The organism is Streptococcus sp. 79 (assembly GCF_013277425.1).
GTDB lineage: Bacteria > Bacillota > Bacilli > Lactobacillales > Streptococcaceae > Streptococcus > Streptococcus pseudopneumoniae.
The window spans coordinates 1-22302 of record NZ_VMMW01000076.1; the positions used below are offsets into that span (position 1 = coordinate 1).

Below are 22302 nucleotides of genomic sequence, written 5' to 3' on the forward strand. Positions count from 1 at the left end.
TATAGAATAGAGATTGAACGAAGTACTTTTCTAACACTAGAAGACCGAATTTACCTTGAATGGATTAAAGCTATTATTGACTTCTATCAATATGACAGTAAGTGTGAGGCAATTTCGTCATTGGAAAATATATTATTAAAAGTCTCTTCAAATACTCTGATTTATTTAAAGGCCTTGAATACTCTATCTAATTTCTATTCCTTAGTGGGTCGTGAACAAGAATATGAGGCAAACTACTCTCATTTGATGGAGTTATATCAGACAAAAAAATTTGAGCATCAAGAGTTTTTATTTGGCTACATCAGAGTTCGTTACAACTACGCTCACTACCTAGTATCAAAGGAAAAATATAATGAAGCCATCCAAGAAGCTCTTGAGACGATTGAACTCTGTAAACAAAGACAGACAAGCTACCAACTGGCTCCTCTACTTATTCTTGTAGGAAATGCTGGAGCCAAATTTCTAGACAAAGAACAAGTCAAAAATTATTATATAGAAGCAAGAGAGTTATGTAAGATTTATAACAATCCTTTAATGTTGATGAAGATAGAAAATTATTTGAAGGAACTAGATGCTGTTTAGTTTATCTTGATATTGGAGTGTTACTTAAACATTAAATAGCCTGTAAGGCTGATAGTTAGATTAATACTATCAGCCTTATGATTATGTGACTATTAGTTCGTCTCGCTCCGTTAGGTGCGAGACAAAAAAACCACCCGCTATGCGGGTGCAGTTCATTCAACACCTGATAGTATGCGTTTTTTAGGGTTTTAAAGACTGATTGCTCAGTCTCTTTTTCATTATAATTTAGTTATAATTTAATCTTATTTGAAAAAGTGGGTGATGCTTTTCTTTAACAAGACTATGATGATAGTACTTCCAAAAGTTATAGATCCCATGTTATCTTTCAAGTATCAGTGTTCTAAATTCGCTATATCTTGTTAGGGTTTTGGTAGAATCATTGATAACAGACTGTTGCAAATCTAGTTAGCTGCATGATTTATATTTATCTATTTTTCTAGTAACCAATCTATGATATTTTTCTTCTCAATACCATTGTAATTGGCTGTTGGTTGAATCGTATCCATTGTTAATAGATATTTTGGGAATTGATCTTTAATGGCTTCTAGTGGTCTAAGTTCTCTGTCTAGTGTTTCTGGAGCAAGTGTTGTTTCACTGACCTGATAATAAGCGTAGTGACCAAGATCAGTTACAACAACAAAATCAACCTCATATTTATCTAAATTACCAACATATACTTGTGAATATCTACGTCTTAATTCCAAATATACAATATTTTCCAAGATATGCCCAATATCTTCTTTGTGGTCTGGTAATAAGAGGTGTCGTAAACCTAAATCAACGGGATAATATTTTTCTAAGCGTTGTAATAATGCTCTGCCTTTTACATCAAAACGTGGAACGGAATAAAAAAGTAAACTGTCTGTCAAAGTCGTCAAATAATTTTCCAAAGTATTGTGAGATATGGAAACATTTTGGCTGACTAGGGTATTGCGAATCTTATTTGTTGATATTAAGCTACCTGTACTACTGAGAAGGGTTCGGACAATGCGCTCAATAATAGTAGGATTTGGATTTCCCAATCTAGTGACAATATCATTTAACAGTATGGAGTTATATATTCCTCTGAGATAGTCAATTTTTTCAGCGTAAGATGATGTTTGCAATAAGTAAGGGAAAGCACTAAAGAGATAATTGTTAAAAATTTCTGTTGTATTCAGATTCTCTGAGAGAGATTGGCCTGATAGGTATTCTTCAAATGACAAAGGAAGAACCTCTATCTCAACATACCGACCAGTCAAGTTTGTAGCTAATTGGCTACTCATAAAGTAGGCGTTTGATCCAGTCAAATAGAGGTCTACATTTGGCAAGATGAATAGACTATCTGCTACCAATTCAAATTTTTCAACATGTTGAATTTCATCTAAAAAGATATAGTATGTTTTCTCCCCAACTAACTGCTTTTTTATATAAGCGAATAATGTTTGAAAATGTCGCAGGTCATAGTAACTCAAATCTTCGAAATTGATGGATATAATCTGATCCTCGTCTACGCCAGTTGCTAGTAACTCCTCTTTATAGAGTTGAAAAAGCACAGATTTACCAGCTCGTCTAACTCCACTCACAACCTTAATGATTTGTCGGTCACGATGTCTTCTTAAAAAGTCTAAATAATGTGGTCTTTTAATATAGTTCATAATAGATACCTCAAAGATAGTATAATACAAATAGACGTTATTTTCAAATATTTGGAAATAAAATGGAATTTGTTTTGTTATTTTTAAATATCTAGAAATAATATCTTCAGAATAGAAAATGACGATAATAAAATCATTTGAACTGACATGAAGTAGCTGTGCGTTTGTTGTTAAACTATTACATCAACTTTGTGATACAGTAGTTCGCATTTTTCGCCTACTTTTTATGATTATGATAAGTTAACCACCAATAGCCATTGGATATAAATTAGAAATGATTATGTTCTCATTTCGGGAAAATGCCCTTGGAGGTTAGTTCTATCAGCCAAATCAAGATTATAATTATCCTTAATAAAACTCTAAGGCTTTTATTCCATCCTTTGGCAATTTGGGCTTCTAGCCTCGGTGCAAACCACCCGTTAGATGGGTGTTATGATTTAAAAATGTCCTAAATTTTTTTGATTAACTAAAATTATTTTATAAAATAGTTTGTTAGACGATTTTATCTTGAATACTAATAATCAAATGAAAGAAAAAGATAGCAGATACATAAATTTCTTATGCCGGGAAATTTCTCACTAATTTGCTACTTATCCCAACTTTTCAATACATCTCCCGAAATGCTTATAACATCTTGTGTTAAGCGTTTTCGTGTTTTATAATTCTATCATAACTTAAAAAAAGGAGAAGCTATATGTCAGTAGTATTAGCAAGAATTGATCAACGCATGATTCATGGTATTGTGGTAACACAATGGGCGGGGGCTACAAATGCCAAAAGGTTGATGGTAGTAGATAATGAAGTAAGTAAGGACGAAGTCCAAAAGGCTGCTATGAGGATGAGTAAACCTGCAGGAACTGGAATGTCAATTATTGATACAGATACTGCGATTACAAATTTTGCAGATGGCAAGTATGATAATCATAATGTTTTACTAATTGTTCGAGAACCTGAAACATTGGTGGCATTGGTTGAAGGTGGAGTAAAGATACCAAAAGTTAACGTTGGAATAATGTTTGATGGTGAAGGAAAAAAAACAGTCAAGAAGATGGTATCTGTCAATGAAAAAGAAATTGCTGATTTGAAAAGATTAAAAACACTTGGTGTTGAGGTAACATTCCATTTTGTTCCTTCTGATCCAGAGGAAAATTTAGAAAAGTATATTAAATAGGAGATGATACTATGGAAGTGATTCAAGGTTTACTTATTATTTTATTGTCGTTTTGGGTAGTACTAGATCAACAAGGATTGGTACTAAGTACTTGGTTTCCTATAATGGTTTCATTATTTGTTGGAATTATTATGGGAGATATGAAAACAGCAATGATTATTGGTGGAACATTCCAATTGATGGCATTAGGTGTTGCAAACATTGGTGGTTCATCAGTACCAAACTGGGGACTAGCAGCATTAGTAGGTGGTTTTATTGCGATTAAAACAACAAGTAATGTAGAGTCTGCAAAAGCTGTAGCTTTAGCAGTAGGAGTTCCTGTTGGAATGCTTGGGATTCAGTTGGATGTTTTAGCAAAAATACTTAATACATATGTAACCCACGCAGCTCAGAAGGCAGCTAATGAGAAAAAGTTTACTAAGATGAATCGAATTTTTTGGATTGGACCGGTTATTTTTGGTTTATCAACAGCAATTCCGACAGCCCTTTGTGTCATTTTTGGAGATAAAATTGTAAATGTAATTTTGAATAGTGTACCAGAATGGTTCACTAATGGTTTATCTATTGCAGGTAGTATCCTACCTGTTGTCGGAATCGCGATTCTATTACAGGTGATGCCTACTAAAAAATATTTAAGCATGCTTATTGTTGGCTTTATCCTTGCAGCATATTTGAATTTACCAATTTTAGGAATTTCTCTTGCTGGTTTTGCCATTGCATATTACTATTTCACTATGAATAAAAATGTATCAACTGTTGTCTCTTCAACAGTTGCCGGAGCTGAAGAATTTGGAGATGACTTTGATGAATGATGTACAACAAAAAATAACAAAAAAAGATATTCGTAATGCCGCGTTCAGATATATGTTTATGGCATGTAATACTTTTAATTATGAGAATCAACAGGGACCAGCAGTTGTTTATGGATTAAATAAAGTTTTAAGAAAAATCTATCCAAATGATGATGAATATGTTGCGTCATTGAATAATCATTTTAAGTATTTTAATACTACTACTTGGATGGCTAATATCTTATTAGGTGCAAGTATAGCAATGGAAGAAAAAGATGGTGTTGAATCTTTAGATACGGTACAAAATTTTAAAACTGGTATGATGGGACCACTTGCTGGTGTAGGTGATACCTTAATTTGGGTATTATATCCAACAATCATGGGCTCAATTGCAGCATATATGGGATTAGAAGGGAATCCAATTGGTGCAATAATTTGGTTAGTTTTGAATGTTTTCTTCCTATTTTTCCGATTTAAATTATTTGATATCGGATATGATTCTGGTTTGAAGTTGATAACCGGATTAGGTGAAAAATTAAATATTTTTACTGAATCTGCTTCAATCATGGGTTTAACGGTTGTTGGAGCTTTAATCCCATCTGTAGTTAAAATGAAGATTTCGACAGTATTTACTACAGGAGATGTTAAACTAGTAATTCAAGACGATATTCTTGATAAAATCATGCCAGCGCTATTACCTGCAGTGATGACTTATTTAGTTTACAAATTGTTAGCGAATAAGAAGTTATCCGTAATTCAAATTATTTTTGGAATTATTATTCTATCTTTAATTCTGTCTTACTTTGGCATTTTATCAGTTAATTAAAAGGAGAAAATATGACAAAAGTTATTATTGCAAGTCATCATCATCTTGCAACTGGGATGAAGGATACTATAGAGTACTTAATCCCATCTATTGGAAAAATTGATGTAATTGCAGCCTATATTAATAATGAGCCAATTGAAGACGAAATTTCAAAACTTTTAGAAAGTTATCCCGTTGACGAAAAAGTTCTGATTTTTACAGATTTGCTTGGTGGATCGGTGAACCAAACTTTTATTAGGTATATGAGCAAAAGAAATTTGTTTCTTGTAACAGGGATGAATTTACCAATTATTATGACGCTTTTGTTATCTATTGAAAGCGAAGATTTATCTGAAGAGTTAATTAGAAAGTCTATTGACGAAGCAAAGAATCAATTACTTTTTGTGAATGATATATATAATCAAGTGACTGATGAGGATGATGAGTGATGGCAGATGCTTGGTGGAAAAATAGTGTTGTTTATCAAATTTATCCTCAAAGTTTTAAGGATTCAAATGGAGATGGTGTAGGAGACCTGAATGGAATAAAAGAAAAATTACCGTATCTCCATAAGTTAGGAATTGATGTTATTTGGCTTAATCCTATCTATGAATCACCATTGGTGGATAATGGATACGATATCAGTGATTATGAAAGAATCCTATCAATTTATGGGACAATGGAAGATTTTCAAGAATTGTTAGCAGAAGCTCATAAATTAGAAATAAAGATTATTCTTGACTTGGTTGTGAATCATACCAGTGATAAGCATTCATGGTTTATTGAATCTAGAAAAAATAAAAATAATCCATATTCTGATTACTATATTTGGAAAGATCCTAAGCCAGATGGTAGCGAACCTAATAATTGGGGTTCCACTTTTGGTGGATCTGCATGGGAGTATGTTCCAGAACGAAATCAATATTATTTACATTGTTTTGCCAAGGAACAACCAGATTTAAATTGGGAAAATCCAACGGTACGTCAAGAAATTCAAAAAATGATGACCAAATGGTTTGATTTAGGAATTGATGGTTTCAGGATGGATGTCATTACATTGATAAGTAAAAGGCAGGACTATCCTGACGCACCGGATGGAGTTCCATACACTAAATCTTATTATGTAGGAGCTTCAAATGGCCCACGAGTTCATGAGTTTTTACATGAACTAAATCAGGAAGTTCTAAGCCGATATAATGTAATGACAGTTGGTGAAGCTCCAAATACAAACAGTGATCAAGCTTTGCAGTATACTCTACCCGAAAATGAAGAATTGAATATGGTGTTTCATTTTGATCACATGCACTTGGATTATGGTAGATATGGTAAGTTCTCAGATATACGCTTTAAAGTAAGTGATTTAAAATCAGTTTTAACAGAGTGGCAATTGAAGTTAGAAAAAGGGTGGAATTCACTATACTGGAGTAATCACGATCAACCAAGAGCTGTCACTCGATTTGGTGATGATGGTGAATTTAGGGTACAGTCAGCAAAGATGTTAGCTACCTTATTGCATATGATGAAGGGAACTCCGTATGTTTTTCAAGGTGAAGAGTTGGGGATGAAGAATGTTCATTTTGATTCTGTAGAGAATTACAAAGATATCGAGACTAAATATTTTTATGAACTTATGAAGGAAAATGGTGAATCTTCATCTTATATAAATAATTCAATTTATTTAAAATCTAGAGATAATGCGAGAACACCGTTCCCATGGAATGGAAATAAAGAAGAAGGATATGGTTTTTCAAGTGGAAACCCTTGGATACAGTATTCTCCAGACAATTCTTCTATAAATGCAGAAGCCTGTCTTGAAGATTCAAACTCAATTTTTTATTATTATCAAAAATTAATCAGCTTGAGGCGTGATTACCCAATTATAATTCATGGGAAGTATGAATTGATAAACGAAGAAGATAGTGATGTCTTTAGTTATGTACGGGAATATAATAAACAAATTTTATTAATTGTGTGTTCATTCTCTAAACAACCTACTACCTCGCAAGTGCCATCGAAACTGATTGGTCGTCAAGTAAAACATTTAATTGGAAATTATGAATCAGAACTTAAACAGCTTCCAAAATTTTTTGAATTGAAACCTTTTGAGGCTCAAGTTTTCTTAATAGAACAATAAAGATTTTTGCAAAACTTTGAATAGAACCTATTTGTCGAGTATAGTGAGAGCTAATACTATTAAGTTTAAATACTAGAGCAAAATTCAATTGAAATAGGGAATTTATAAAATCTATTCATGAGGAAACGTATGATATCAAATTTTTCTAAACTTGATATTGTGCGTTTTTTGATTTTGTTTCTTCTACTAACTTATTTATTGAAGCCTAATTCAATCAAATATGAGTTCGGATGTATATAATCTATGAAGAAGATGTTTTATCTTTAATTCTATGTTTGTTTATGATAGAATTAAATTGTTTTATAGGATTTTCAAATGGATATGCACTTTTAATAACAACACCGATTTTGAAAATAATGATGTAAATAAAAAGGATGAAAAAATGAATTTTGAACAGCATGTTGAAGTTAACTATGATAGTTTAACAATGAGTGAAAAAGAGATGTTGCAGTTCATTGTTCAACATAAAGAATTAATTGTATCAAAAACGATAGTAGAAGTAGGAGAACTTTTATTAACTTCAAAAAGCACTGTTTTGAGATTAGCGAAGAAGATTGGTTTTAGAGGTTTTACAGATATGAGATATTCGATTCAAGATTCAATCTCTAAAACAAAATCAGTGGATAAAATAGACTTGTTATCTCAATTACAAATGGATATACAGAAAACATTTCGATTTGCTACAGAATTAGATTTTTTGCCCATTTTAAAAAAAATTTATGAAGCTTCCCAAGTAATATTGTATGCCACTGGTTTCACTCAAAACAATTTTACGAAAGAGTTGTCAAATGAATTATTCTTAAGTCATCGTCCAAATTATCTTGTTTCAGGGGAAACGAATTTTTCCATGCTAGCTGATAATTTGAATAAAGATGATTTAGTGATAATTACATCATTGAGTGGAAATACTAAAGGGATACAAACAACTATAAATAAATTAAATGCAAAGGGAGTTACTATTATTGGTGTAACGGAGTTTAGCGATAATTTTCTAAAGAATAATTCAACGTATCAATTGTTTTATGAAATTAGTAGAATAGACGAAAATCCAGACCTTGATAGTCGCTCTATGTCTTGCTTATATATAGTATTAATGATTCTGGCAAGAAAGTATAGAGAATTTGTAAATAAGTTAGGTGATTAAAGCTGATCATTCCTGATGTTTTTTATAGCTTAAAATAAAATTATGATTAACCTAAAAAATTTTAAAACGTTTTTAAAATGACTAAAATGATTACAGTACATTAGTTAAAAATGAAAAAGAAATTACATAGAAACATGGTATAATGTAACTAAAGGAGGTAGCATATGTCCTTAGATATAGATAAAGAAAAGATGACAATCATGGGAGTAGCTTTTGAAAACCGCTCCGTTTTTAAGAGTGTTTGGTATGCTTTAAGTACAAATATGATTGAAGGATGGCGACCTACGGTTAGCGATGTTGAAAAATTACGAGATGAAGCTCTTGCTCTGGGGATGGCTTAATGAAGCGTAAATGTTATGATTCTTATGACTATATTGATCCGAATAATTTATATACCTATCCAGATTCTTCAGTTCTAAGAAATAAGCAGGAAGAACGAGATGAACAAAAAGCACGTGAGCTTGAATATCGTATGGTTGCTAGTAAGAGTTTGAAATTATTTATCAATCCTATCCCAGTTTATAGTGTAGAAGATATATTGAAAATTCATCAATTTTTGTTTGAAGATATGTATCATTGGGCAGGTGAATTTAGAAAAGTCAATATTTCAAAAAGTGGTAATGCTTTTATGCCGATTCAGTCTTTCGATACAGCACTTACTTACCTTAATAATTTGATAGATAGATTTCATGACAATGCCAATAGTAGAAAAGAAGTCGTTCACTTATTGGTCGAAATTTTAGATAATCTCAATTATTTTCATCCATTCCGTGAAGGAAACGGTAGAACGCAGAGGGAGGTTATTCGTTCTTTAGCTTTGATGAAAGGTTTTGAATGTGAAATATCAATTGGTGATGATGATGAGATTTATCATTTATATATGGATGGTACAGTTTATGGAGACAAAACTAAATTAACGAAGTTATTTGAAAAAATTCTTTTCAAGTTATGAGTTTATACATTCGACTACCCTGGATAAGAATGCTCTATTGTACTAGAATATTTTATGTAATCTGCACCTTAAAAGTTAGATTTTTTTCTGTCTAACTTTTTGGGGTCAGTACAGTAAAAGATTGATAGTATACGTTTTATCCTAGAAATATTTACTGGCTGTTTTTTTCAAACTGACTTTTTAAGAAGTTACCTTATCAGCAATTTCAAATAAGTTTATGGAGCTATCTTTGGAAAAATTGTAGAGTGTCAAAGCTTACCACAGCCTTTATCATTTCAATGATTTAGATTGCTTACATTTTGTTTTGATAAGTTTTACGGTAATCTCCAGGAGAAAGTCCAGTCCTTTGTTTAAAAATTTTAGTAAAGTAAGAATAATTATCATACCCTACTTGACAAGATACTTGTGATATCGATATATTTGTTTGAGATAGGAGAGATTTAGCAGCATTAATGCGTTTATCCGTTATATATTTAACAAGAGTTTCTCCAGTTTCTTTTTTAAAAATTCTAGCTAAATGATCTGCGCTGAGATAAACCATATCTGCTAATATAGAACGATTTATATCTTCATAGTAGTGATGATCTATGTATTCGACGATGCGTTGAATACTATTTTTTTGGTTTTCAATGTTTGTTGCAAATTTCTTAGCATGTGACCAGTAATAATCAAAGTAATCCTGAAAAGATTCAATTGAATGAAAGCGTCGTTGGAATAAGAAATCATGAGTGCTGTTTTGGAACAATTTATGTGCCGAAATTCCTTTTTGATCTAGATATATTCCTATTTGTTGAGTCCAATCTAGTAAAATTTGTTGTAGTGTGAAAGTAGGAATTTGAGAATTATAAGCAAGTGAATTAATTTTTTCTCTTAATTCGTATTCACTTAAGGTATCTAAAAAAGTAATTGAAAGAGTTTCTGTTTTAAAGGAAGTTGGAAAACTATGTGGAACACATGTAATAGTATTCCAATAAGAAACATATTGTTCATTATAAGTGTAGAGTTCTTTGGTATGAAATAAAATATCGGATATTTTATGGCAACTCTTATATATAATGTTTGAGTATTTACTAAAGTTATTAGAAATTTGAGAATGAATCTCATATGCTAATTTGTCACTACGTTTGGATGAGTCCACTCTAAAGAGACAAACATATTGATCAACCTGACTTTCCATCTTGAACAAACTTATCAGCTTATAAGAAGGTTGTGAAATTCTTTGAAGTTCTCTTTTTAGTTGAGAAGTCCATGATGGAGTTTCTGCAGAATAATCTTCTTCATTAAGATTGATTGTTAAAACTGCAAGAAAAAAATACTGGTGTTTTTGAAGAATAAAATCTTGTTTGCTTGCTATATTTTCTAGCTCATCAATGCGAGAAATTTGAGGTTTTCTAAGGTAATCATACCAGAAGTTATCTTCTATTTGTAAAAGTGCATCATTTTTTCCGTTTAAGTTATGATTCTCAATTTTACTAATGGCTTTTTGAATAATAAATTCTAATTTTTCAAAGTTAATGGGTTTTAGATAGTATTCGAAGCTTTGTAATTCAATTGCTTTTTGAGCATAGTTGAAGTCGGCGTAATTGGTTAAAAAAATTGTTTTTATATCATATTTTTCATTTCTAATCCAAGATAAGAGTTCGAGGCCACTACCTTGAGGCATTTCTATATCGCTTATCATGAGATCAATAGGATACTCTCTAATAATATTTTGAGCTTGAGTGAGGCTATAGGCAACATAAACAGTGTCAATGTGTAGTTTAGCCCAATTTATTTTCTCTCGTAAAGCTTCAATGATAAAACGATCGTCATCAACTAATAAGATGTTCATTATAACCTCCGTCGATAATCTTGTATGGAATAAGTAAAAGAATTTTAGCCCCACCTTCTTCATTATTTTCAAATGCAATACTATAGTCATTAGGATAGAGAAGATTTAAACGTTCGATGGTGTTTGTGATCCCGATATGATGTCCATCTTCTGTTATTAGAGACTGTTTCTGATTTAGTTTTGATAAAATTTCTTCAGAGAAACCTGGACCATTATCCTCGATACAAATATGAATGTAATCTGAGTTCTCAGTTTTTACTTTTTTTATCGATAGCAAAATTGTAAATAAATCCTGAAATGAAAAACCGTGTTTGATTGTGTTTTCAATAAATGTTTGTAACAGTAATGATGGGACAAGAGTATTTTGTAGGTCATCATTGTAGTTTAGTGAAAAGTAGATGCTATTTCCATATCGAATTTGTTGTATTTCTAAATAATCTTTAATATGCTGAACTTCATCTTTAAGTTCTGAAAAATCTTGATTAGCCATAAATAAATGACGGAGATAATTTGAAGTTAGGATAGTTAACTCTTCAATTTCCTTGTAGTTTTTTGTTTGAAGCATACTATGAATCATTGATAACATATTTAAGTAGAAATGCGGACGAATTTGGTTCTTAAGATAATTAAGTTCAATCTTCTTAAGTTCTAGTTGTGAATGGTATTCTCGTATTTTTAATTCTTGCATGTCAAAAATTACTTTATTAAGTTTATCATTTGCCTTATCAATTTCTAGTATACCTTCAGATATAAAAAATTCAGAAGGGGGGATGGAGTCCCCGAGTTGAGAGAGTCGTTCAGTGAGTCTTGTTATTGGTTTAATCATCCATTGACGAATATACAGGATAATGATGATTGATAAAATGGTGATAATGATAGGAACGGCTGATAAAAATACTTCTAAGAGTGTGATATTTCTAAAGACTTCGGCATAATCGACTAAAACATAAATATCGAAAGGTAAATGCGTTTTTTCATTTTGAGCATGAATCAGGTAGTTTTCGGAGGGTATATTGTTAGGCTCTTTTAGGGAAAGTTTACCATTATTTCCAATATTGAGTTTTCTTAGAGGTTTTAGGATATCTTCTGAAGATATGACGGCATAAATGATTTTTCCTTCGTAATGAACGGATTTAACTAAGTATTCGCTGTTTTTAGTAGTTACATTTTTCCATTTACGGTCACTTATATCACTACGCAATGATTTTAGATTTGATTTTAACAGTAGATAATCTTCATATGGAATATAAAGATTGGAGACATTTATAAAATGATCAGTACTATCGGTTTCTAATAAGAATGTCATATGAGTTTCATTTTGATATTCAAACTCTATAAAGCTAGTTTGAACCTTTTTTAGATTTTCTTGATACTCAAGAAACGTTTGTACATGATTTAAGTTCTCTAAAGATTCATTATGCGTTATTGTTGAGTACATAAAGCGTTCTACAGAATGCAATTTCTCATTAACAGAATCAGCATAAATTTCAATTGAACTACGTAGGTGTACTATATTTTGGTTTTTAATAAAATTTCTGGTTATGTTACTCATAGCAATATTGATTAAAATATTTATCAATAGTAGTACAAGTAGGAGTTTAAAGAAAAAATGAATGGAATGTTTTTTTGATAAGTCGTGATTTAATTTCATATACTATTCTCCTCTTAAAATTATAGCACTTTGAAAATACGATATCATGTAACAAAACAGATATGTTTTATCAAGATGTCGGAAAAGTAATAGTTTTTAAAATTAAAAAAACTGAAAAATTGATAAACCTAGTCCAAAAAGTTATATCAAGGGAATTCTATATGGTGTAAAATAATCGTAGAAAATCAGATAGGAGGAAAAACATGAAAGTAGCATCTCAACTTCATAAAATAAAATTAAAGCATAGTATTCCGTTATATATATTACTTTTTCCTTCAATATTGCTATTAATTTTATTTTCCTATATTCCCATGTTGGGACTAATTATTGCATTTAAAGACTATTCACCAGCCAATGGTATCTTTGCTAGTCAGTGGGTAGGATTTAAGTACTTTACTCAATTTTTCTCATCATTCCAATTCGGGACAACTATGTTCAATACATTAAAAATTTCACTTTATAGTATTGTAGTAGGATTCCCCTTACCTATTATACTAGCTATCATTAGTAATCAGTTAAGAGTTGGGAAATTTAGAAAAATATTTCAAGTGACAACTTACTTACCTCATTTTATCTCTACAATGGTTATGTGTGGGATGATCATCTTATTTTTATCTCCTACTAGTGGTTTGTTAGCGAATGTATTTAAGTCTATTGGAATCACTATTCCAGATTTTTTATCAAAACCTAGTCATTTTGCAGGTGTTTATGTTTGGAGTGATGTATGGCAACATATTGGTTGGGATAGTATTATTTATCTAGCGGCGCTTTCTGCAATTGATCCTACATATTATGAGGCTGCAACTATGGATGGTGCTTCTAGGTTACAAAAAATTCGGCATATAGAATTACCATTGCTTTTGCCGACTGCTATGATTTTATTAATATTAAGAGCAGGTAGTTTATTAAGTGTAGGTTTTGAGAAAGTGTTACTACTACAGAATCCACTTAATTTAGCAGGAAGTGAGATAATTTCGACCTATGTTTATAAAGTTGGTATGGTGAATTTTCAGTATAGTTATTCGACAGCTATAGGGTTATTTAACACCGTAGTCAATCTAATAATTTTGTTATCTGTTAACTGGTTCTCAAAAAGATATACTAGAACGGGTCTTTTTTAAAGGAAGGAGTGCTTAAAGTGAGATGGTTTCATAAATCAAGAAAAACAAACTCTGAATTATTATTTGATATAGTTACCTATGGTTTAGCAATTTTCCTTATCTTGTTAATTGTTTATCCGTTATGGTTTGTAGTGATTGCATCTTTTAGTAATCCTTCAGATGTTGCAAATGGAAAGGTATGGTTTATTCCTAGAGAATGGAAATTAGATGGATATTTACGTCTTATTCAACAACCTTTATTTTTACGTAGCTATCTAAATACCATTTTATATACTGTTGTTGGTACCTTAGTTGCTTTAGTAGTCAATATTCCAGCTGGTTATGCTTTATCTCGAAAAGAATTAGTTGGTAGAAAGTGGATGAGTATTCTATACATAATCCCTATGTTTGTATCAGGTGGCTTGATTCCTACCTACTTAACAGTAAAGAATGTAGGCTTGATTGATACATTTTGGGTAATGGTAGTACCTTTTGCGGTTTCATCATACAATATTATTGTTGCTAGAACTTTCTTTAATAATAGTATTCCAGACGGGATGTGGGAGGCTGCGCAAATTGATGGCTGTGGTACAATTCGTTATTTTATTAAAATAGTTGTTCCGTTATCAAAAGCTATTATAGCAGTTATTGGACTTTGGACTGCAGTTGGTATTTGGAATTCGTGGTTTAATGCTTTAATTTATTTAACGAATGAAAATTTACAGCCATTGCAATTAATTTTACGACGTTTACTAATTAGTAATCAAATGTTACAATCGCAAGCAACAGGAGAAGTGGCATCAGATCTTCGTATCAAAGCCGATATGATGAAATATGCAGCAATTGTTATTTCAACCGCTCCGATAATGTTGCTATATCCCTTTGTTCAAAAATATTTTAATCAAGGTGTAATGATTGGCGCCTTGAAAGAATAGGAGAAAAACATGAAAAATAAATCATTTACATATTTGTTCTTAGGAACGGTTACACTTGCTGGCTTAACAGCCTGTGCAAATTCCAATAATGCGAATAAGGACGATAAGCCTGGAGAAGATTCTTATAAAATCACAACTGTTCGTTGGTCTGACTGGGGGGAAGATTATCATAAAGGTTTTCTAACAGATTCTGCCAAGGAAGCAGGTATTGATGTTAAATGGGATACACTTGTAGCTGCAGATTGGGCAGATAAGAAATCTGTTTTGGTTGCTAGCGGAGATTTACCAGATGCATTTTTAGGTTCAAATGCTTTTACAGATTCAGAAATTGCTCAGAACCAATCTTTGTTTATTCCATTGGAAGATTTAATCAAGGAAAACATGCCTAATTTAACTAAGGCTATGGAGAAAGAACCTAAGATTAAAGCGATGATTACTTCACCAGATGGTCATATCTACAGCCTGCCTAAAAAATTACCGATGCGCCCTACGGTAGCTAATCAGCTATTTATTAATAAAAAGTGGCTGGATAATTTAGGATTAAAGGTTCCAGAAACTTATGATGATTTAGTAAAAGTACTACAAGAATTTAAGGATAAAGATGCGAACGGAAATGGAGACGCTTCTGATGAAATTCCATTCGGAGCAGGAAACTTTGATCCAACATTCTCATATATTCTTCCGTTCAATAATCGTTTAGGGGCAGATAATACATATGAAATGTCTGTAAAAGATGGAAAACCAGTCTACCTTCGTACAGAAGAAAGTTATAAACAAGGGATTGCAGCAATGCACGAATCTTATAAAAAAGGTTTGATTGATCCGGAAATCTTTACAGAAGATACCTCTATGAGTGTTGCGAAACGTATGGATAAGGGAGTATCTAGAGTAGGTGTTTCTAGTGGTTGGACAGCAGATGCAACGTTTGGCTTACATTCAAGTGAGTATATTGCCCTACCTGCTTTAAAAGGTATGGATGGAAAACAATATGTCTTTTCTGATCCAGATCATTATAACTATGGTCGCAATGAAATTTTGATTACAAATAAGAGTAAAAACCCTGCTAAATTATTGAAATGGTTGGATAAATTATATACAGATGAAGCAAGTATTCAGAATTTCTATGGATCATTTGGAATAGCTACTGAAAAGAATGGTGATAAGTTTAAAGTGTTACCTCCTAAAGATGGTAAATCAGCTGATGAATGGGCATGGATTAATTCACTTCGAGATTTTGGTCCTAAATACGTAAGCGATGATATCAATAGTCGCGTAGAAATCGATCAAACACAAGGTGATGGATTGAAATTGAAGATGGACCAAGATTTGAAACAATTTGCGTTGCCAGCTTACCCTAATGTGATTTATTCACAAGAAGAGCTTAACAAATTATCATCAATCTATGTTAGTATTGAATCTTATGTCAAACAACAAGCATCTAAATGGGTAGTTGAAGGTGGCATAGAAAAAGAATGGGACTCATACAAAGAAACTCTTAAGAATATGGGATTGGACGAATTTATGAAGATTCAACAGGAAGCATATAATCGTTACCAAAAAGAAGTAAAAGAGTAATACTTTATATGAACTCTTGGTTGTATAAACAAGGGACTAGCTAATTACAGGAAGCGAGACTGATAACATCAAATTATCTCGCTTCCTTTATTCTAATTTTTAAAGAAATTTGGAAATGTTTTTTAAATAATTTAGGTAATATTTTGTACAACTGACATTCTAAAATATAGAGTTAAGACGATTGATTTTATGGAGAATATATTATGCAAAAATTATTTTCATTAGATGGAAAAGTGGTTAGAATTTTAACTTTTTTGACAGATTTAATTATTTTAAATACTCTATTTATTGTTAGTTGTATTCCAATAGTTACAATTGGGGCATCATTAACTTCTCTTACGACAATGTGGTATCGTATTTTAAAAGGTAAAGATACCGATATTGCTTATCATTATTTTCGGATCTTTAGACAAAATTTTAAACAGTCAACTTTTATTTGGTTGTTTATCCTCCTAATAGAATTACTTTTATATGTGAACTATTGTCTTTGGGGCTATTCAAGTTTATTTTCAGAGTATAGTTTATTGTTAGTGTTGCCCTTTTTATTTGTTATAATACTTTTGATGAGTGTTATTTTTCCCTATATTGGTCTATTTAAAGATAATCTAAAAAATAGTATTGTAAATAGCGTATTAATTTGTATGTTAAATCCAATACAAGCTATCATGTTGGTTTTATTTAATATTTCTGTACTGTATATGAGTTTTAGTAGTCCAGAACGAGTTTTAACAGCTATTTACGTATTTACATTTGGAGGATTTGCTTTTTGCGGATTGATGAATGTAACGATAACAAATAAAATGTTTGATAAGGTAAAGAAATTTACTAAAAGGAGGAAAACAAATTGAAAATTTTTAAGGGAGAGTTTTATCGAATCTCTGTATTAACAGACAAGTTAGTAAGGTTAGAATACTCTCAAACTGGAAGTTTTGAGGATAGAACGACACAACTTATCTATAATAGAGATTTTGGCCAAGTTTCGTTAAATTATATAGAGACATCAAACGTACTAGATATTATGACGGACTATTTTCATCTGCACTTTAATAAAGGAGAATTTAACGCCGAAAATTTATTTATAGAATTAAAAGGAAATTTTGCCGTATATGGTAGTCGCTGGTATTTTGGTGAATCTATTGAAACGTTAAAAGGAACAGCTCGGACTCTGGATAAGGCAGATGGAGCAATCTCGTTAGAAGATGGAATTATTAGCCGAAATGGTATAGCCTTATTGGATGATTCTCAAGGATTTATTTGGGATGAACAGTCTGGTTATATTGAGAGAGAAAATCAAATTGACCTCTATTTCTTTGCCTATGGGCATGATTATAGAGGAGCAATCAGAGACTTTTACCATTTGACTGGTTCAACACCCTTGTTGCCAAGATATGCTTTAGGGAATTGGTGGAGTAGGTATTGGCCTTATACGTCGGATGAATACTTGGATTTAATAGATAGATTTGAAACAGAGAAAATTCCATTATCTATCGGTGTGTTAGATATGGATTGGCATATAACTGACATTCCAGCTCGTTTTGGAAGTGGCTGGACAGGATATAGTTGGAATAGAAACTTAATACCAAATCCAGAACAGTTATTGCAACAACTTCATGATAGAAAGTTAAAACTCTCCTTAAATGTCCATCCTGCTGATGGTATACGGGCTTATGAAGAAGCTTATCCTCGAGTCGCCAAACGATTGGGGTTAAATGTAGAACTAGAAGAACCTGCTATTTTTGATTTTTTTAATCCATCTTTTAGGGAATCCTACTTTAAAGATGTTCATTATGAGCTAGAAAAGCAGGGAGTAGATTTTTGGTGGATTGACTGGCAACAAGGGACTCAAGGCATATTGGATCCACTATGGCTTTTAAACCATTATCACTATCAGGATAGTTGTAAAAATGCAGAAGGTGGTTTGATTTTATCAAGATATGCAGGTCCTGGTAGTCACCGCTACCCTGTTGGTTTTTCAGGGGATACTATTATTAGTTGGAATTCCTTAAGATTTCAACCTTATTTTACAGCGACAGCATCTAATATCGGTTATAGTTGGTGGAGTCATGATATCGGTGGACACATGCTGGGGGATTATGACGAAGAGCTACAAACTAGATGGCTACAGTTTGGCGTTTTTAGTCCGATAACTCGATTACATAGTTCTAGAAGTCCTTTTAATAGTAAAGAACCTTGGTTTTTTTCAGAAACAACATCTAAGATTATGAAGAAATACCTTCGTTTGAGACATCAGATGATTCCCTATCTATACACTATGAATGTAAAGACACATGAGGAAGGTGCCACATTAATTAGCCCAATGTATTATTTCTACCCAGAGAATGATGAGAGCTATAATGTTCCACATCAATACTTTTTTGGAACAGAACTGATGGTGGCTCCCATTGTAGAAAAGATGGATTTGGCATTCCAATCTGCAAAAGTGGATATATGGTTCCCTGAAGGTGAATGGTATGACTTCTTTTCAGAGAAAAAGTACACAGGTGGTGTGAAGTTAAGTGTTTATAGAGACATTTCGACTATACCTGTGTTTGCAAAAAGTGGTGCAATCATTCCCTTGGTTGGTTCTGAGATAGATATGGGTGTTGAGTTACCTGAAGTTGTAGATTGGTATGTATTCCCAGGCGAACAACATTCTTTTGAAATGATTGAAGATCAAAATGGTCAAAGATATAAAACAAGATTATCAATCGACTGGGAAATGGGGATGGTAGAGTTGGCATTACAAGGAGATTCTAGTATCGTTCCAAGCAATAGAAAACATAGAATTCATTTTAAAGGAACGAATGTGTCTATAATTGAATTGCCAAATAAGAATGATACAGCTAAATTCGAATGGAAAGATCATAAAAGGACATCCCTAAATGATGAAGTTTTTAGACTACTAAAGACAGCTTCTCTTCCATATGAATTAAAAGATAGATTATTAAATCAATTCATCACTGCCAAAAATTCTCATGAGTTAATGAATATCTTGCATCATCAGGATAAGGAATTGAGAGGGCGTTTGTTGGAAATGATATTTACTAGCGAAAACTAATTGAGATAATTAGAAAGTCATTTGTTTAGTGTATATGAAGATTCGGTATGGCATTTGTTATCATTGGTCACATTGAAAATGTGAAATAAGTAGCTACAACATAGACTTTACAACACTTCATGTTTCATATCATGAGGTGTTTTTCTATTTAAGTCAAAGCCCATCAAAAAATCTCACTATTCATCAGGCTAAAAGAAACCTAATCATAGTGAGATTGTGAATTATAGTAATTTTTGTATCGCCTCTTCAATTTGTTTGGGGTCTGTTTTTGAAGAAAAGCGCTCAAAGACCTGCCCATCACGACCGATGAGAAACTTAGCGAAATTCCATTCGATTCGTTTTCCTAGTGGGCCAGATTTTTGGTCTGTTAACCAAACATAGAGAGGGTCTGTCTCCTTGCCGTTGACCTTAATCTTGGCAAAACGTGGGAAGGTGGTTTGATAGTTTAGGCTACAGAAGCTGTTGATTTCCTCTGAGCTGCCGGGTGCTTGTCCCATAAACTGATTACAAGGGAAGTCTAAGATTTCAAAACCTTGTTCTTGATAGCGGTCATAGAGTTCTTGAAGTCCCTGGTACTGGGGCGTTAAACCACATCCAGTAGCAGTGTTGACAACCAAGAGAACTTTCCCACGATAGGCATCTAGTGGAGTTTCTTGATTGTCTTGGTTCAAGACTGAAAAATCGTATAGTGAAGTCATTGCTTGCTTTTCTCCTTCTGTTTGGTATTTTTAGGAGTTTTCTCCTCCTGTAGGGATAGAAAGCCGTAGGTCAGGGTTCCAAAAATGCTACCGATAATCAGTCCATACATTAGGAAAGGAACACTTTTATCGAATTGCACGAGCAATTTCACAAAATCTGAAAGGGACATCTGCTGAACGAAGACTTTATGAAAGATGAGTAAGGTAAAGAGGCCAATCTGAATACCGATAAACACAATCCAACTTCGGAATTTGATTTGGGCTTTGCTGTAGGTTTTGAGGATGATTTCTGACTTGTCATCTTTTTCCAGCTGGAGTTCTTTGACGGCTCTCTGAGTTTTTAAGGTAATGAAAAAAATGAGTCCAAAATAGATGTAGGGTATAACATTTCGAACAATTTCGATAAAGCTTCCGAACAAAATATAGAATAGGAAGAGAATGAAGGAAGAGTAAAAGATTTGGATCATGGAACGGGCGCAAGCCTTGTAGATAACCTCTTGACGGCATTCATCAAAAGGCCCTTGGATATGAAAGAAATTTCGAAGTAGGCGAGTGGTGAAGTCTTCTTTGTTCATGCTAATAACCTCCTAAATGAGCAGTTTTACTGACTTTCTTTTACGAATTGATAGAGATAATAAAGATAAGTGATAGAAGAAATGCTAGCGATAGTCAGCAGTAAATAATATTTCCAATTGCCTGAGACGAGCATCAGTTGTGGCAAAGATAGAATCATAAAGCATAGTGCTAAGTTGAGTATGCGCGTTTTTGGGGAGTCAATCTTTAGATAAGTCAGTCCTTTGTTGAGGGCTGGAATAAAGACTAGAAGGAGGAATATCTCTCTGATTGGTAAGTCCCCTGAAATGATGATGAAGATGAGCAGAGAACTGAACAAAAGATGATAGGTAAGTAAAGTTACTAGTGATTTCATAAGTCACCTCTTAATCCTGGTCTTTTTTAGCTTTTGCAATGCGAAGTGAGTCGACAATATGTATCATCACTCCGAAAAAGAAAGCTCCCAGTATAGTTTTAAAAATATGTTTTGTATTTAGAAGAGAACTGATAAAATTTGGATTTTCACTTGTTAGGGTATCAATGAGTGGAATTATAAAAAATATCACTGTTCCATAAATCGAACCTGCTTTCAGACCAGGATAACGTAACTGTTTCTTTTCTTTTTTCATGAGTTTCCTCCTAATCCTCATCTTGATCTTTCTTAGTTTTTGCAATGCGACGGGAGATGATAATTTGTATAATCACTCCGAAGAAGAAAGACTGGAGAATACTAGAAAAAATATTTTTAAAAGCAAGAAGTGACTGAAGATAGTCCTGACTCTCACCTAGCAGTATATGGAGAAGAGGGGTTGTAAAAAAACTCATTAATCCATAGAGTAGACCTGCTTTCAGACCAGGGTAGTGTAGTTGCTTGCTTTCTTTCTCGCTCAGCATATCTGGATCAATAGCTGTAATCCCTGTTTTTTTGGTTTGGGAGAGCACATAGAGAGCAGAAATCATCGAAATGCCGAATACCACAAGAGGATAGCCGATAGCGACAATTTGTGGGTATTTATAAGCGAGGACAAAGGGGATGAGATTTCCAAATGTCATCAGATAAAAGAGGATGATAAAGACTTGATTGCCGATACGATCAGCCTCACGTCGTTTGTGTTCATCAAGTGGTCCTGAAATGCCATAAATGCGTTTGATCAGTTTTTCCGTGAAGGTTTCTTTTTTCATAAGTTTGCTCCTTTTTTAAAAATTATCCTCCCAAAAGAGACTGTTGAGGTCAGTTTGGAGGCTGCGGGCGAGATTGAGACAGAGTTCCAAGGTTGGATTGTACTTGTCGTTTTCAATCATATTGATGGTCTGTCTCGAGACACCGATATCCTTGGCTAGTTCTAGCTGGGAAATGCCCAGTTCCTTGCGAAATTCTTTCACACGATTCATCTGGTCTCCTTTCTGATTTATGTCGTATATATTTGACTATATTATATTCTTTTAAATATAAAGTGTCAAGTATTTTTGACATATTTTTTGAAGAAATAGTAGTCTCCTTGTCCGATTATCACATTAAAATGAAAGCTCTTCTAGGCATAAGAAAACACCTCTGAGTTATACTTGTTGTTCAACCACAAACACAAGAAAGGCACAGAGATGCAAAACCATTATACTACAAAAGCCAAACATTTGACAATCGATAACCGTCGCTTAATCGAACGATGGAAAAAGGAAGGGAAATCA

General features: G+C 32.7%; 24 protein-coding genes. 15 read left to right on the forward strand and 9 right to left on the reverse strand.

From position 1 onward, the window contains the following. Positions 1-582, forward strand: a 582-nt coding sequence (locus tag HT729_RS09320; protein WP_172931945.1) for an XRE family transcriptional regulator, incomplete at its 5' end; no start/stop codon positions are given. Positions 583-1010: 428 nt separating this feature from the next. Here HT729_RS09320 and HT729_RS09325 read toward each other — a convergent pair. Further along, positions 1011-2219 (reverse strand): ATP-binding protein, encoded by a 1209-nt coding sequence (locus tag HT729_RS09325; protein WP_172931946.1) that lies wholly within the window; start codon positions 2217-2219, stop codon positions 1011-1013. 694 nt (positions 2220-2913) lie between these two features. Between HT729_RS09325 and HT729_RS09330 the strand changes: the two genes are divergently transcribed. The 8 genes from HT729_RS09330 (at position 2914) to HT729_RS09365 (ending at position 9216) form a co-directional block, all read left to right on the forward strand. Next, entirely contained in the window at positions 2914-3390 is a 477-nt protein-coding gene (locus HT729_RS09330) for a PTS sugar transporter subunit IIB (protein ID WP_172931947.1), read from the forward strand. Between the two features lie 11 nt (positions 3391-3401). After that, the gene (locus HT729_RS09335) at positions 3402-4202 is read left to right on the forward strand and encodes a PTS sugar transporter subunit IIC (RefSeq protein WP_112444304.1); all 801 of its coding nucleotides are present in this window, start codon (positions 3402-3404) and stop codon (positions 4200-4202) included. Beyond that, the gene (locus HT729_RS09340) at positions 4195-5007 is read left to right on the forward strand and encodes a PTS system mannose/fructose/sorbose family transporter subunit IID (RefSeq protein WP_001000716.1); all 813 of its coding nucleotides are present in this window, start codon (positions 4195-4197) and stop codon (positions 5005-5007) included. The genes HT729_RS09335 and HT729_RS09340 overlap by 8 nt, the downstream gene beginning before the upstream one ends. 11 nt (positions 5008-5018) lie before the next feature. Further along, the gene (locus HT729_RS09345) at positions 5019-5435 is read left to right on the forward strand and encodes a PTS N-acetylglucosamine transporter subunit IIBC (protein WP_112444306.1); all 417 of its coding nucleotides are present in this window, start codon (positions 5019-5021) and stop codon (positions 5433-5435) included. Continuing rightward, positions 5435-7120 (forward strand): alpha-glucosidase, encoded by a 1686-nt coding sequence (locus HT729_RS09350; RefSeq protein WP_172931948.1) that lies wholly within the window; start codon positions 5435-5437, stop codon positions 7118-7120. The genes HT729_RS09345 and HT729_RS09350 overlap by 1 nt, the downstream gene beginning before the upstream one ends. A 382-nt stretch (positions 7121-7502) precedes the next feature. Then, entirely contained in the window at positions 7503-8264 is a 762-nt protein-coding gene (locus tag HT729_RS09355; RefSeq protein WP_172931949.1) for a MurR/RpiR family transcriptional regulator, read from the forward strand. A 164-nt stretch (positions 8265-8428) separates the two neighbouring features. Next, positions 8429-8605, forward strand: coding sequence for a hypothetical protein (locus tag HT729_RS09360; RefSeq protein ID WP_000050754.1), 177 nt, complete (start codon positions 8429-8431; stop codon positions 8603-8605). Then, complete coding sequence (locus tag HT729_RS09365) at positions 8605-9216, forward strand: Fic family protein (protein ID WP_172931950.1); 612 nt, start codon at positions 8605-8607, stop codon at positions 9214-9216. The genes HT729_RS09360 and HT729_RS09365 overlap by 1 nt, the downstream gene beginning before the upstream one ends. Before the next feature lie 292 nt (positions 9217-9508). Here the strand turns inward: HT729_RS09365 and HT729_RS09370 are convergent, their stop codons facing one another. Together HT729_RS09370 and HT729_RS09375 are read right to left on the reverse strand one after the other, a co-directional pair. Beyond that, on the reverse strand, positions 9509-11047 hold the full coding sequence (locus HT729_RS09370; RefSeq protein WP_172931951.1) for a helix-turn-helix domain-containing protein: 1539 nt from the start codon (positions 11045-11047) through the stop codon (positions 9509-9511). After that, the gene (locus tag HT729_RS09375) at positions 11028-12698 is read right to left on the reverse strand and encodes a histidine kinase (RefSeq protein ID WP_172931952.1); all 1671 of its coding nucleotides are present in this window, start codon (positions 12696-12698) and stop codon (positions 11028-11030) included. The genes HT729_RS09370 and HT729_RS09375 overlap by 20 nt, the downstream gene beginning before the upstream one ends. 203 nt (positions 12699-12901) lie before the next feature. Here HT729_RS09375 and HT729_RS09380 point away from each other — a divergent pair, with 203 nt between their 5' ends. From HT729_RS09380 to HT729_RS09400, 5 genes are all read left to right on the forward strand, one after another. After that, entirely contained in the window at positions 12902-13819 is a 918-nt protein-coding gene (locus HT729_RS09380) for an ABC transporter permease subunit (protein WP_172931953.1), read from the forward strand. A 17-nt stretch (positions 13820-13836) separates the two neighbouring features. Next, the gene (locus HT729_RS09385; RefSeq protein WP_054392946.1) at positions 13837-14733 is read left to right on the forward strand and encodes a carbohydrate ABC transporter permease; all 897 of its coding nucleotides are present in this window, start codon (positions 13837-13839) and stop codon (positions 14731-14733) included. A gap of 9 nt (positions 14734-14742) precedes the next feature. Next, positions 14743-16308: an extracellular solute-binding protein gene (locus tag HT729_RS09390; RefSeq protein WP_172931954.1), complete on the forward strand. Its 1566-nt coding sequence runs from the start codon at positions 14743-14745 to the stop codon at positions 16306-16308. 203 nt (positions 16309-16511) lie between these two features. Beyond that, positions 16512-17156 (forward strand): YesL family protein, encoded by a 645-nt coding sequence (locus tag HT729_RS09395; RefSeq protein ID WP_054392947.1) that lies wholly within the window; start codon positions 16512-16514, stop codon positions 17154-17156. Continuing rightward, positions 17153-19366 carry a TIM-barrel domain-containing protein gene (locus HT729_RS09400; protein WP_172931955.1) on the forward strand — a complete coding sequence of 738 codons (2214 nt, stop codon included), beginning with the start codon at positions 17153-17155 and terminating at the stop codon, positions 19364-19366. The genes HT729_RS09395 and HT729_RS09400 overlap by 4 nt, the downstream gene beginning before the upstream one ends. 221 nt (positions 19367-19587) lie before the next feature. Here HT729_RS09400 and HT729_RS09405 read toward each other — a convergent pair whose 3' ends face one another. Genes HT729_RS09405 through HT729_RS09430 form a run of 6 tightly spaced genes read right to left on the reverse strand, consistent with a single transcriptional unit; the run spans position 19588 to position 22008 of the window. Next, the gene (locus tag HT729_RS09405; RefSeq protein ID WP_023941504.1) at positions 19588-20064 is read right to left on the reverse strand and encodes a glutathione peroxidase; all 477 of its coding nucleotides are present in this window, start codon (positions 20062-20064) and stop codon (positions 19588-19590) included. Beyond that, a complete protein-coding gene (locus HT729_RS09410) occupies positions 20061-20639 on the reverse strand; it encodes a DUF3278 domain-containing protein (RefSeq protein WP_172931956.1) in 579 nt (192 codons plus the stop codon). The genes HT729_RS09405 and HT729_RS09410 overlap by 4 nt, the downstream gene beginning before the upstream one ends. A 26-nt stretch (positions 20640-20665) precedes the next feature. Then, positions 20666-20992, reverse strand: coding sequence for a hypothetical protein (locus tag HT729_RS09415; RefSeq protein WP_050208529.1), 327 nt, complete (start codon positions 20990-20992; stop codon positions 20666-20668). Between the two features lie 10 nt (positions 20993-21002). Beyond that, positions 21003-21245: a hypothetical protein gene (locus tag HT729_RS09420; protein WP_000711738.1), complete on the reverse strand. Its 243-nt coding sequence runs from the start codon at positions 21243-21245 to the stop codon at positions 21003-21005. A gap of 10 nt (positions 21246-21255) precedes the next feature. Next, entirely contained in the window at positions 21256-21798 is a 543-nt protein-coding gene (locus HT729_RS09425; RefSeq protein ID WP_000712339.1) for a DUF3278 domain-containing protein, read from the reverse strand. A gap of 15 nt (positions 21799-21813) precedes the next feature. Further along, on the reverse strand, positions 21814-22008 hold the full coding sequence (locus HT729_RS09430) for a helix-turn-helix transcriptional regulator (protein WP_001082471.1): 195 nt from the start codon (positions 22006-22008) through the stop codon (positions 21814-21816). Positions 22009-22215: 207 nt separating this feature from the next. Between HT729_RS09430 and HT729_RS12175 the strand changes: the two genes are divergently transcribed. Then, a partial coding sequence (locus HT729_RS12175; protein WP_240164438.1) for a helix-turn-helix domain-containing protein occupies positions 22216-22302 on the forward strand: 87 nt, incomplete at its 3' end.